Origin of the sequence: Mycobacterium sp. TY814, assembly GCF_030755175.1 — a bacterium.
Taxonomy (GTDB): domain Bacteria; phylum Actinomycetota; class Actinomycetes; order Mycobacteriales; family Mycobacteriaceae; genus Mycobacterium.
The window spans coordinates 53,454-66,467 of the sequence record NZ_JAUFRY010000004.1; the positions used below are offsets into that span (position 1 = coordinate 53,454).

Annotated in this window: 9 protein-coding genes; 4 read left to right on the plus strand and 5 right to left on the minus strand. The window is 64.6% G+C overall.

Going from position 1 to position 13,014, the window contains the following annotated elements; all coding sequences use genetic code 11:
• Nucleotides 1-83: 83 nt before the first annotated feature.
• Nucleotides 84-1,253, minus strand: coding sequence for a steroid 3-ketoacyl-CoA thiolase FadA6 (gene fadA6, locus QXH22_RS25425; protein WP_306247366.1), 1,170 nt, complete (start codon nt 1,251-1,253; stop codon nt 84-86).
• Between the two features lie 2 nt (nt 1,254-1,255).
• Nucleotides 1,256-1,858, minus strand: a complete 603-nt coding sequence (gene kstR2 / locus QXH22_RS25430; RefSeq protein WP_306247364.1) for a TetR family transcriptional regulator KstR2 — start codon at nt 1,856-1,858, stop codon at nt 1,256-1,258.
• Between the two features lie 658 nt (nt 1,859-2,516).
• Here kstR2 and QXH22_RS25435 point away from each other — a divergent pair.
• From QXH22_RS25435 to QXH22_RS25445, 3 genes are all read left to right on the plus strand, one after another.
• Nucleotides 2,517-4,220 carry a PPE family protein gene (locus tag QXH22_RS25435; RefSeq protein WP_306247995.1) on the plus strand — a complete coding sequence of 568 codons (1,704 nt, stop codon included), beginning with the start codon at nt 2,517-2,519 and terminating at the stop codon, nt 4,218-4,220.
• A gap of 396 nt (nt 4,221-4,616) precedes the next feature.
• A complete protein-coding gene (locus tag QXH22_RS25440; RefSeq protein ID WP_306277397.1) occupies nt 4,617-6,263 on the plus strand; it encodes a PPE family protein in 1,647 nt (548 codons plus the stop codon).
• A 199-nt stretch (nt 6,264-6,462) separates the two neighbouring features.
• Nucleotides 6,463-8,118: a PPE family protein gene (locus QXH22_RS25445; protein ID WP_306277398.1), complete on the plus strand. Its 1,656-nt coding sequence runs from the start codon at nt 6,463-6,465 to the stop codon at nt 8,116-8,118.
• A gap of 9 nt (nt 8,119-8,127) precedes the next feature.
• Here QXH22_RS25445 and QXH22_RS25450 read toward each other — a convergent pair whose 3' ends face one another.
• The 3 genes from QXH22_RS25450 to ipdE1 all read right to left on the minus strand — a co-directional run bounded on the left by QXH22_RS25450 (nt 8,128) and on the right by ipdE1 (nt 11,375).
• Complete coding sequence (locus QXH22_RS25450; protein ID WP_306277399.1) at nt 8,128-9,021, minus strand: hypothetical protein; 894 nt, start codon at nt 9,019-9,021, stop codon at nt 8,128-8,130.
• A gap of 420 nt (nt 9,022-9,441) precedes the next feature.
• The gene (ipdF, locus tag QXH22_RS25455) at nt 9,442-10,230 is read right to left on the minus strand and encodes a (5R,7aS)-5-hydroxy-7a-methyl-1-oxo-2,3,5,6,7,7a-hexahydro-1H-indene-carboxyl-CoA reductase (protein ID WP_306247353.1); all 789 of its coding nucleotides are present in this window, start codon (nt 10,228-10,230) and stop codon (nt 9,442-9,444) included.
• Nucleotides 10,227-11,375 carry an acyl-CoA dehydrogenase IpdE1 gene (ipdE1, locus tag QXH22_RS25460; protein ID WP_306277400.1) on the minus strand — a complete coding sequence of 383 codons (1,149 nt, stop codon included), beginning with the start codon at nt 11,373-11,375 and terminating at the stop codon, nt 10,227-10,229. Before ipdE1 ends, ipdF begins: the two co-directional genes overlap by 4 nt.
• Nucleotides 11,376-11,433: 58 nt before the next feature.
• On the opposite strand from ipdE1, the gene fadD3 reads away from it, so the two are divergent.
• Entirely contained in the window at nt 11,434-13,014 is a 1,581-nt protein-coding gene (gene fadD3 / locus QXH22_RS25465; RefSeq protein ID WP_306247349.1) for a 3-((3aS,4S,7aS)-7a-methyl-1,5-dioxo-octahydro-1H-inden-4-yl)propanoate--CoA ligase FadD3, read from the plus strand.

The window sequence follows — 13,014 nt, forward strand, 5'->3', positions numbered from 1 at the left end:
CAACCATCGCCGACTGTGAATTCCACGACGCGAAACGCCGATGGAGCGTCGCACGTTCCACACTCGACCCCAGGTGCGAGGACCTAGAGGCGCTCGATGATCGTCACGTTCGCGGTGCCGCCGCCCTCACACATCGTCTGCAGTCCATAGCGACCGCCGATGCGCTCCAAGGTGTTCAGCATGGTGGTGAACAATTTCGCACCGGTGGCGCCCAAGGGATGCCCGAGTGCGATCGCGCCGCCGTTGGGATTGACCTTTTCCGGGTCGGCCTTGATCTCCTTGAGCCAGGCCATCACGACAGGGGCGAAGGCCTCGTTGATCTCGACGGTGTCGATGTCGTCGATGGATAGGCCCGTCTTCTCCAGCGCATAACGGGTGGCGGGGATGGGACCGGTGAGCATGAACACCGGGTCGGCGCCGCGGGTGCTGATGTGGTGGATGCGGGCACGCGGCGTCAGACCATGGTCTTTCACCGCCTGCTCGGACGCCAACAGCACCGCGGATGCCCCATCGGAAATCTGGCTGGCCATCGCCGCGGTCAGGCGACCACCGTCGACCAGGGTCTTCAACCCCGCCATCTTCTCCAGCGACGACTCGCGGGGACCCTCGTCCACCCGGAACGGGCCGGTTTCGGTTTCGACGGTGAGGATTTCGTTGTCGAAGTTGCCGCCGCGAATCGCGGCGAATGCCCGCTCATGACTGGTCAGCGAGTACTGCTCCATCTCTTCCCGCGACAGGTTCCACTTCTCCGCGATCATCTCCGAGCCACGGAACTGGGAGATCTCCTGGTCACCGTACCGGTGCAGCCATTGCTTGGATTCGTTTGTGGGCGAGGTGAATCCGAACTGTTCACCGACAGTCATCGCCGACGAGATCGGGATCTGGCTCATGTTCTGCATGCCACCGGCGACGATCAGATCCGCGGTACCCGACATGATCGCCTGCGCGCCAAAGGAAATGGCCTGTTGACTGGATCCGCATTGCCGGTCGACGGTGACGCCTGGCACCTCTTCCGGATAGCCGGCGGCCAGCCACGAGAGTCGGGCGATGTTGCCTGCCTGCCCGCCGATCGCGTCCACGCAGCCGGCGATCACGTCGTCAACGGCAGCCGGGTCGACGTCGGTCCGCTCCAGCAGTCCCCGCCACCCCAGGGCACCGAGATCGACAGGGTGGATTCCTGCCAGCCCGCCGCCACGCTTGCCAACCGCGGTACGCACCGCATCGATGACATATGCCTCGGAAAACCCAGCCATGTTCAGACTCCTTCTTTTGCAATTCCGCCCAGAACGATGGCGAGATATTTCTGACCCACCTGATGTGCGGTGAGCGGTCCGCCGGGTTGATACCAGCGGACCGACACCCACGTGGTGTCACGGATGAAGCGATAGACCAGGTCGACGTCCAGGTCGGGCCGGAAGTAACCCTCCTTGACGCCCTGTTTGAGCAGCTCGACCCACATCGCGCGCTGCTGCTTGTTGCGTTCGTCGATGTAGGAGAACCGTGGCTGCGACGAAAGCCGCTGCGCCTCATCCTGGTAGATGACGACCTGGGCGTGCCGATGTTCGATGGCCTCGAACGACGCCATGAACAAGCCTTTGAGCCGCTCCAAGGGGTTGGGTTCGCTGTCGACGATCTCGCGGTAACGTGCAAACAGCCAGTCGAGAAATCCGCGCAGCAGCTCGTCGACCATCTCCTCCTTGGAGGCGAAGTGGTGATAGAGACTGCCGGAAAGGATCCCGGCGCCGTCGGCGATGTCACGCACGGTGGTGGCGCGCAGGCCGCGCTCGGCAAACATCACCGCGGCGAGTTCCAGTAACTCGTCTCGGCGGCTGTTAGCCTGACCGGCCACTCGCTCCACCCGCCCAGCCTATCAACCAAGCGCTTGCTCGGCCAACACCGGTCATGTCATCTGTTCGTCGATCTCACACTGAGCGCACAGGGAGCACCGGCCTGGGCAACCCGGATCGGGCCAACGCGGCTTCGAGAGAGGCGGGAACTTGAACACCCCGCCGGCAACCCGGGCTCCGATCACACCGCGGATCGGACCCGATGCCGGGCAGGCGTGCTGCTTTTTCGATTCAATCGGCGCGCGGGGGCGGCGCCGAACAGGCGAGTTTTTGGACCTTCCGACGAGGCTGCGACCGCGTCCGTGAAGGGTATGCCGCTGCAGTCTCATCTGTGCCTTTCTTGATAGAGAAACCAGTCCGGCGGGCGTATTCAGCCGCACCCGGCCGTCGCCGATACTTTAAATCCATTTTTCGGCCCTGCGACTGAGCAAGGCGCCCGGGTAATTCCCGCAGAGGCATGTCGTCCGTACCGATATACCCGGTCTCAACCACGGCGCCAGCAACCGCCGCAAAGCGTCTGACACCCAAAGAACGCCCACTCCGCCCGGAATTCTCGAAACTTTTAGCAAAAACGAAACATGGCGGGTAGCGCAGTCGTATTGTCTGCGGCGTCGGGCTTACTCGTCGCGGGCGGCGGGTTTAACGGAGGTCAGCGCTGTGAACTTTTCCATGCTTCCACCAGAGGTCAACTCCCTACGGATGTTGTGCGGCGCTGGGTCAGCACCCATGCTCGAAGCCGCGGCGGCCTGGTCGGGCCTGGCCGAGGAATTAGGTTCGGCGGCAGACTCATTCGCCTCGGTGACCACCGGGCTGACCAGCCAGGCCTGGCAAGGCCCGGCCGCGGCGGCGATGACCAAAGCAGCCAGCCCCTACTCGGCGTTCCTGCGTGCGGCGTCCACCCGCGCCCTGACCGCCTCCGTCGGCGCCAAAGCCGTCGCCGAGGTCTTCGAGGCCTGCAAATCCGCGATGGTGCACCCCGAGGTGATCTCCGCCAACCGCCAAGCCATGGTGCAAGCGGTCCGCACCAACTTCTTCGGCTTCAACGCCCCCTTCATCGCCGCCGCCGAGGCCGCCTACGAGGAGTTCTGGGCCACCGACGTCGCCGCAATGTTCGGCTACCACGGCGGCGCCTCCGCGGTGGCCGCCCAGCTGTCGTCCTGGCAGCAGACCCTGCAGGGCCTACCCGGCATCGGGCAGCTCTTCGGCGGCGTCAAGGGAGCCGCACCGGCTGCGCCCGGGGACCCCAACATCGGCATCGGCAACAAAAACGGTGGCCTGAACGTCGGCAACGGCAACAACGGCAGCAACAACGTCGGCAGCGGCAACATCGGAAACCAGAACATCGGCGGCGGCAACATCGGCAGCGCCAACGTCGGCAGCGGCAACAACGGGAGCCGGAACTGGGGCTCCGGCAACATCGGAAACCAGAACATCGGCTTCGGAAACCTGGGCGACGCGACCACCAGCTCCAACCCAGGTGCCAACGTCGGCCTGGGCAACCTCGGTAACGGGAACTTCGGCCTCGGCAACCACGGCGACTCCAACGTCGGCGGCGGGAACACCGGAAATGGCAACATAGGGTTCGGGCTTTCCGGTAACAAATTGATCGGCATCGGGGGTACCTACTACGACTCGGTCACCGGCCAATTCCACTTCGACGGCCTGAACTCCGGCACCGGCAACATCGGCTTCGGCAATTCCGGCACCGGAAATATCGGATTCTTCAACTCCGGTGATGGCAATCTCGGTCTGTTCGGCTCTGGATTCCATGCGCCTACCGACCCTGAATTCGGGAAACTACAAGGCATCGGCATCGGCAACTCCGGCTACGGCAACATCGGCATAGGCGAAAGCGGAACCGGGAACTTCGGCTTTGGCAACTCGGGCACCCTGAACACAGGGTTCTTCAACTCGGGTGACGTCAACACCGGAGCCGGCAACGCCGGAGGCGGTATCCTCACCGGAGGCAACACCGGCTTCTGGAATTCCGGTCACACCAACACCGGTAATGGCAATTCGGGCAATGTGAACACCGGCTTCTGGAACTCCGGAAACTTCAACACCGCGTTCGGTTCCACTACCGACGTCAGTGCCACGTCGTCAGGCTTCAACAACATCGGTTCCAATGTCTCGGGCTTCAACAACTCGGCAAGCGGCGGGGTGGGACACGGCTCCGTCTCAGGCATCGGAAACACCGCCAGCGGCGGCTCGTTATTCAACGGCTACACCTCCGGCTTCTTCAACACCGGCGTCACCGGTCCCCTCCTCACATTCCCGAGCGGTTTAGTCAGCGGCTTCAACTCGGGCGCGTTCAACTCGGGTACCGGCATTCCTGGGTTCTTCAGTCTCATTGCCCGATTGCAGCAACTTTGAGCCCCAACGGGCGCTGAAGTCCAAGTGGCCGAGAGCCTTTCACACAGCAAGTAGCAGGTCGCGTTCATTTCGCGGCGGATCGGCCCTAGTGTCGAGGTCAGTTCGCTGCGCGGCACGTTAGCGACAGCTGCTGCAGCGCTCAGGTGAGATCGGCCGGCCAGCGTTGGTCGGCCCAGACGCGGACGTCCGTTTGATCGGGGCCCTTCGATCTCCGGGATCGTCCACCTCAGCCGGCCTGGAGCGCCCGCGCACACCCCCCGCCACCTGCGCAAATTAATTAGCCAGCGTAAATTTTCCCGAAATGCCATGTGGCGTAGCCACGCTCACCGTAGTGTCGGTCAAAGTTTGCGCGACAGCGGTCATGGGGGGCCGCCGCGAATCAACCGGGGGGAAAGCGTGTCGAACTTTGCGGTGTTGCCGCCTGAGGTCAATTCGTTGCGGATGTTCATCGGTGCAGGGTCGGCGCCGATGCTCGATGCAGCCACCGCCTGGGCGGGTCTCGCCGATGAGTTGGCAACGGCCGCCGAGTCTTTTTCGACGGTGACCTCGGGACTGGCCGGCCAGTCCTGGCAGGGCCCGGCTGCGGCAGCAATGGCTGCGGCTGCGGCGCCGTACGCCGGATTTCTCAGCGCCGCATCGGCCAAGGCGCTACTCGCCTCCAGCCAGGCAAATGCAGTGGCAAGCACTTTCGAGGCCGCCCGTGCCGCGACGGTCCATCCGCTCGCGGTAGAGGCCAATCGCAACGCCTTTGTTCAACTCGTGCGCTCAAACTTCCTCGGGCTCAATGCACCTGCGATCGCGGCGGCCGAGAGCATCTACGAAGAGATGTGGGCCGCCGACGTCTCGGCGATGACCGGCTACTACACCGGCGCGTCGGCCGCGGTTACCGACCTGATTCCGATTCCGGCTGGGCTGCAACAGATTATCAACACGCTGCCCAACCTGGGCCTCGGCAACATCGGCAACGCCAACCTGGGCGGCGGCAATGTCGGCGGCGGCAACGTAGGTAACGGGAACTCGGGCAGCTCCAATCTGGGCGGCGGAAACAACGGCAGTAAGAACATCGGCAGCGGTAACGTCGGCAGCGGAAACATCGGCGGCGGAAACTTCGGCCAGAACAACATCGGTTTCGGGAACAGCGGCCTCGGCAACGGCTTTCGGTTCGCCGGTGATGGCGACAACAACATCGGTTTCGGCAACAGCGGAAACAACAACGTCGGCCTGGGCAACAGCGGCGACCGAAACCTCGGTGGCGGCAACAGTGGCAACAACAACATCGGATTCGGTCTCACCGGCGACAATCTGCTCGGGTTCGGCAACGCCTACCTCGACCGGTCGACCGGTCAATTCGTCTTCACCGGACTGAATTCCGGCAACGGCAACTTCGGTCTGTTCAACTCCGGCAACAACAACATCGGATTCTTCAACTCCGGCGACGGCAATGTCGGTCTCTTCAGCTCCGGCTCAAATCCTTTCGCGCCCGGCAGCCTCAACAACCTGGGCTTGGGTAACTCCGGCACCGGTAATCTCGGGCTGTTCAACGCGGCCTTCGGCAACACCGGCGTAGGCAACGGGGGCAGCGTCAACACCGGCTTCGCCAACGGAGGCAGCGTCAATACCGGCTTCGCGAACGCGGGAAGCTGGAACACCGGTTTTGACAACGCGGGTCTCGCCAACACGGGGATCGGAAATACGGGCGACTCGAATACCGGGCTGTGGAACTCCGGCGGCCAGAACACCGGTTTCGGCGCGGTCACCGACAGCGGCGCCGCCGGCTCCGGCTTCTTCAACAGCGGCGCGGGCACGTCGGGGTTCTTCAACTCCGCCAGCGGCCCCGGCAGCGGTTTCCTCTCCGGCATCGGGAACAGCGCCAACGGGTCACCGGAGGTGAACGGCCGAGGCTCGGGCTTCTTCAACTTCGGCCTACCGACCCCGGCGAGCACCGATCCCCTGGACGGTGTCATCAGCGGCTTCAACTCCGGCCTGCTCAACTTCGGGTCGTCGTTGTCCGGCATCTTCAGCCTGGGCCGCCTGCTCGGCTAGCTGGTCTCGGCCGCGTGGGAAAAGCCCCACGCGGCAGGCCGATTTAGCGTCGGACAGTTCACGTCGGCGCGCCAGCTAATGCCCAGGCGATACTGACAAATATCCTTCGGGACCGTCGTAGCATTTTTGCTGCACTCCCATTTCCATTCGGGCACGGTCGCCTCGCTCGGCGGCCGGCGGAAAGGGCTGGAGGTCGGTCATGGTCAGCTATCCGATGTTGCCGCCGGAACTCAATTCACTGCTGATGTTCAGCGGTGCGGGGCCCGCACCGATGCTGCAGGCGGCCGCCGGCTGGGACGCATTGGCCGACGAATTGGCCACTGCGGCAAACACATTCACGTCAGTGACATCCGGACTTGCCGGGCAGGGCTGGCAGGGACCGGCCTCCCTGGCAATGACCGCGACGGCTGAGTCGTACGCGGCCTGCCTCAGCGTGGCATCGGCCCGCGCGTCAGCGGCTGCCGGGCAAGCCCAGGCGGTGGCCAGCGCCTTTGAGACAGCGCGCGCGATAACGATCCACCCGTTGGCCGTCGCGGCCAATCGCAGTGCCTTCGTCCAGTTGGTCAGGTCGAACATTCTCGGGCTGTTGGGTCCCGCGATCGCCACCGCGGAGGCGCAGTACGAGCAGATGTGGGCGGCTGACGTCGCGGCGATGACGGGCTATCAAGCCAGTGCAGCGGCGGCAGCCGCACAGTTGAACCCCTTCGCCCAATTGCTCGCGGCGCTGCCGAATCTAGGCCTCGGCAACAAGGGCGGTACCGGCAACATCGGCAACGGCAACAACGGCACCGCCAATATCGGCAGCGGCAACACCGGTAGCGGAAACATCGGCGGGGGCAACGGCAGAACCGGCTTTCCCGCCGTCGGGAACTTCGGGAGCGGCAACAACGGAAACAACAACGTCGGCTCCGGCAACGTGTCGAACGGCAACGTCGGGTTCGGAAATACCGGAGATGCGTCAAGTCCTAACCCCGGCAACAACTTCGGCCTGGGTAACGCGGGCAACAATAACTGGGGCCTGGGCAACCGCGGCAACGACAACCGGGGCGGTGGGAACATCGGCAGCAACAACATCGGCGGCGGAAACAACGGCAACGGAAACATCGGCTTCGGCAACACCGGCAACAACAACGTCGGCATCGGCCTGACGGGCAACAACCAGATGGGCATCAACCTGGCCGGCCTGTTCAATTCGGGCAGCGGCAACATCGGATTCGGCAACTCAGGCACCGACAACATCGGCTTCTTCAATTCAGGCCACGGCAACATCGGCATCTTCAACTCCAGCACCATCTCGACCACCCTCGCTCCCAATCTCGGCATCGGTAACGCCGGTCAGGGGAACGTGGGCATCGGCAATTCGGGCGCCGGAAACTTCGGCTTAGGGAACGCCGCCAATTTCAGCACCGGCTTCGGCAATTCCGGCGCGGAGACCACGGGCTTTGGGAACGGCGGAACCGTCAACACCGGTTTCTGGAATTCCGGCGTCCTGAACACGGGGTGGGGGAATTCGGGCGGCCTGAATACCGGTTTCTGGAATTCGGGCAACGTGAACACGGGCAGCGGGCTCGCCACCGACGTCGGCGCCATCCAGTCGGGCTTCAACAACACCGGGCCCGGAGTGTCGGGATTCTTCAACAGTGCCACGGGCCCGGGCGCCGGCAACATCTCCGGCTTCTTCAACAAGGCAAGCGGCGGAACGACAAACGGCCTGGTCTCGGGCTTCGGGAACACCGCGGTACCGGGGTCGCTTCCCAATCCCAACGTCAGCCAATTCGTGTCGGGCGTGCTGAACACCGGCAGCTTCCTGTCCGGGGTATTCAATATCGAGCAACTGCTCAAGCAGCTGCTGTAGTACCCGGGCTCAGCGCACGGACACTTGGGGCGGATCCTGCGAGACGTCGGCCTTGACGCTCATGAAGCTCCGCACCACGCCGGACTTGTCCCCGCCCGATTTGGTCTTGGCCGTAAGCGGGAACAGCACATCACCGCTATAGCGCGCATCGAGGTGGTAGGGATCGAAGATGCTGAGCTTGAGCCCGCTGGTATCCGGTGAACCCCAGGTGACGGTGCCGTCGACGATGTCTGAATCGCGCGCTCGCTGGGGGCAGTTGGGCGGTGCCAACTGCGTTGACTTCGTGCAGCCGGACAGGGCCGCCGTGATGGCCGACATCGTTGCCGACTGCCCCGCGTCGCTGAGCGTGAAATCGAAGTCGTTGAAATAGCCGCCCGACACCGAAAGTCCGTCGAGCAGATACAGCTTCTTCTGCTGCACCGCGAGGTTCGAGTTGTTGCTCGACGCGTCGATGTAGCCCGGGAACACGTACACCGGGGCGGTGCCGACGGGACGGCCGAAGAAGAGCAACGTCTTGAGCGCATCGTTTTCCAAGCTGCCGAGCGGTTCGATCTTGGTCGCGGCATGCTCGAGCTTCCACGTCTTCCCGGATTTCTTCACCGACATCGTGACGTCTGAGGTGTTTTCACCGAACTTCGCGACCACATGGACCCGGGCAAATCCCAGACTGTGCTCGGAGTCGTCGCTGAGAATCTTGACCCCGCTGATCGGCCAGCGCGCGATCTGCTTCCTGAGGATGTCGTCCGACAGGAATTCGTCAGAACCCGGTTGATCGCTGCTGTAACTCAATGCCGCGGCGGCGTCTCCCCGCGCCAGCGCATCCAGGTAACCCTTGACGGCGTCACCGGCCTTGCCCGAGCCACTGTCACCGGTTGACGCCAGCACCACGACGAGTGTCACCACCGCGAGAATCACACTCGCAATGACACTTAGCGCGATGATGAGCGGCTTGCGACTTCGCCGCCCGGGCATGGGCGGCGGGCCGAACTGACCAGGTATCGGCGGCCCTGCCGGCCAGGCAGGCGGTCCCTGCGGAGGGAGACCGGGCGGCACCGCTGGATTCGGCTGCCCAGGCCACGCCGGCGGGCTCGGCGCAGGCTTGGCAGGAAGCCAGGCGGCCTGAGTCGAGCCGTCTGCGGGATTGGGCGGGTTTTCCCACGGGTACGGGTCCGGCCTGTAGGTCACCGAACGACTCCTACCAGCAGTAACGTACTGCGCATCATTTCCCCCGGGTGTGGACGGCGCCGAGCGGCCGTCGTGTGAACTGCCTCTTAGCCTAAGGCGCACCTGCGGGTAAAAAACGCGCGAAAATTGAGCCGAAGCTCACGCGTGCTGGTTGGATACCGAGATCACTTCTCCGGTCAGATAACTCGAGTAGTCGCTGGCCAGGAATGCAATCGTGGCCGCCACTTCCCACGGTTCGGCCGCACGTCCGAACGCCTCCTGCGCCTCCAGCCGGTCCAGCAGCTCGGCCGAGGTCGTTTTGTCCAGGAACTTGTGCCGCGCCAAGCTGGGCGACACGGCATTGATCCGTACCCCGTACTCAGCGGCTTCGATTGCGCTGCAACGGGTCAGGGCCATCACGCCCGCTTTGGCCGCGGCATAGTGCGACTGCGAGTGCTGGGCGCGCCACCCGAGCACGCTGGCGTTGTTGACGATCACACCGCCGTGCGGCGCGTCCCGGAAGTACCGCAATGCCGCCCGGGTGGCCCGGAAAACGGACGTCAGCGACACGTCCAGCACCCGGTCCCACTCCTCGTCGGTCATGTCGGCCACCGGTGTCTGCCCGCCCAGTCCAGCATTGTTGACCAACACGTCCAACCGGCCGAGGCGCGCGGTGCACGACGAGATCAGCGCGTCAACCTGAGCGGTGGACGTCACGTCGCACACCACATGCTCCACCCGGCCCAGTCCCAGAGCCGACAACTCCGCGGCGGTCTCGCCCAGCCTGCGCTCGTGGTGATCGGAGATCAGCACATCGGCGCCTTCGGCCAGCGCACGGCGCGCGGTGGCCGAGCCGATGCCGGTGCCCGCAGCAGCGGTCACGACCACTACCTTGCCCTGCAGAAGCCCGTGTCCCGCAATCTCTTCCGGCACTTCGGACAAGCTCACCCCTTGACCTCCCTCGGCAGACCGAGCACCCGCTCGGCGATGATGTTGCGCTGAATCTCGTTGGACCCGCCATAGATGGTGTCCGCGCGGGTGAAGAGGTACAACCGCTGCCATTCGTCGAATTCGCCGTCGTCCAAAATCAGCCCCGGCTTGCCGATCACGTCCATGGCCAGCTCGCCGAGCGAACGATGCCAGTTGGCCCACAACAACTTCGACACGTTGTCCTGACCGGGTTGCTCAACGTCCATGGTGGCCAGCGCATAGGACCGCATGGCGCGCAACCCCGTCCAGGCCCGCGTCAGTCGTTCCCGGATGAAGGGGTCAGCGGTTGCGCCGGTGCGCTCGGCCAGCTTGGCCAGGTTGGAAAGTTCGCGGGCATAGACGATCTGCTGGCCCAGCGTCGAGACGCCGCGCTCGAAGGTCAGCGTCCCCATCGCGACCCGCCATCCGTCACCCGGCTGACCAACCACCAGCGAGGCCTCGGTCCGGGCGTCGTCGAAGAACACCTCGTTGAACTCGGCGGTACCGGTGATCTGGATGATCGGCCGCACCTGAACACCCGGTTGATCCAGTGGCACAAGCAGATACGACAGGCCGGCGTGACGCTTGGAGCCCTTCTCGGTGCGTGCGACCACGAAGCACCACTGGGACAGGTGGGCAAGCGAAGTCCACACCTTCTGGCCGTTGATCACCCACTGGTCGCCGTCCAGTTCAGCGGTGGTCGCGACGTTGGCCAGGTCGCTGCCGGCGCCGGGCTCTGAGTAACCCTGGCACCACAACTCGGTCACATCGAGGATTTTGGGCAGGAAGCGTTGCTGCTGCTCCGGGGTCCCGTACGCGATCAGCGTCGGCCCGAGCAACTCTTCACCGAAGTGGTTCACCTTGTCGGGGGCATTCGCGAGTGCGTATTCCTCGTAGAACGCGACCCGGTGTGCGGTCGAAAGCCCGCGGCCGCCATGCTCCACCGGCCAGCCCAGGCAGGTCAGTCCCGCCTTGGCCAGGTGCTGATTCCACGCCCGGCGTTCTTCGAACGCTTCGTGCTCGCGCCCCGGGCCACCCAGGCCCTTCAATGCCGCGAATTCGCCGACCAGATTGTCGGCCAGCCATTGGCGGACCTCCGCCCGGAACTCTTCGACGTCCTGCATAACCTGTAGGCTAACCTACCAAGCACTTGCTTTGTTAGCCCGGCAGGAAGGAGCGGCCATGTCCTGGGGGCAGTCCCCTGCAGGGCGGGGACCCGACCCGCTTGCCGGAGACGATCCCCGCACCATTCCCGCGGCGCTGGATCGTTTCGCGAGCGAACTTCCCGACCACGACGCGCTGATTACCGATGACCGCACCTTCACCGCCGCCGCGCTGCGCGACGAGGTACGCCGGGCGGCGGCCGCGCTCATCGCGTTCGGCGTGCAGCCGAAGGACCGGGTGGCCATCTGGTCGCCGAACACGTGGCACTGGGTGGTGGCATGCCTGGCCATCCATCACGCCGGTGCTGCCATGGTGCCTCTGAACACGCGCTACACCGCCGCCGAGGCATCCGACATCATCGCGCGGACCGAGGCACCGGTGCTGTTCGCGGCGGGGAGGTTCCTGGGTGCCGACCGGGCCGCGGACCTGGACCGCCAAGCGCTCCCCGCGTTGCGCCACATCGTGCGGATCCCGATCGACGAAAACGACGGCACCTGGGACGAGTTCATGGCCCGTGGTGGCGACGTCGCCGCGGTCCAGGCACGCGCGGCGGCGGTCGAGCCCGACGACGTCAGCGACATCCTGTTCACTTCCGGTACCACCGGCCGCAGCAAAGGGGTGCTGTGCGCGCACCGGCAGTCGCTCGCGGCTTCGGCCGCCTGGGCCGCCAACGGCAAGATCACCAGCGCCGACCGCTACCTCTGCATCAACCCGTTCTTCCACAACTTCGGCTACAAGGCCGGCATCCTGGCCTGCCTGCAGACCGGTGCGACGCTGATCCCGCAGCTGACCTTCGACCCGGTGCGCGCCCTGCAAGCCATTGAGCAGCACCGCATCACCGTCCTGCCCGGACCGCCCACCATCTACCAGACCCTGCTCGATCACCCGGCCCGCGGTGACTACGACCTGAGCTCACTGCGGTTCGCGGTCACCGGGGCGGCCACCGTGCCGGTGGTGCTGGTGGAACGCATGCAGTCCGAACTCGACATCGACATCGTGCTGACCGCCTACGGGCTGACCGAGGCCAACGGCATGGGCACGATGTGCCGCGCCGAGGACGACGCGGTGACCGTCGCCACCACCTGCGGACGCCCGTTCGCCGGATTCGAACTTCGCATCAAAGACGCCGAAGAGGGCGAAGCGGGCGAAGTGCTGCTGCGCGGGCCCAACGTCATGTTGGGCTACCTCGATGATCCCGAGGCCACAGCTGCGGCAATAGATCCCGACGGCTGGCTGCACACCGGCGACATCGGTGTGGTCGACGAGGCCGGTAACCTGCGCATCACCGACCGGCTCAAGGACATGTACATCTGCGGCGGCTTCAATGTCTACCCCGCCGAGATCGAACAGGTACTGGCCCGGATGGACGGCATCGCCGACGCGGCGGTGATCGGCGTGCCCGACCCGCGACTCGGTGAGGTCGGACGAGCGTTCGTGGTCGTCCGGCCCGGTGCCACCCTGGACGAAGCGGCGGTAATTGCCTACACCCGTGAACATCTGGCGAACTTCAAAGCACCGCGTTCGGTGCGGTTCGTCGACGCGTTGCCGCGAAATGCCGGCGGCAAGGTGGTCAAACCACAACTGCGAGAGTTGGCCTGA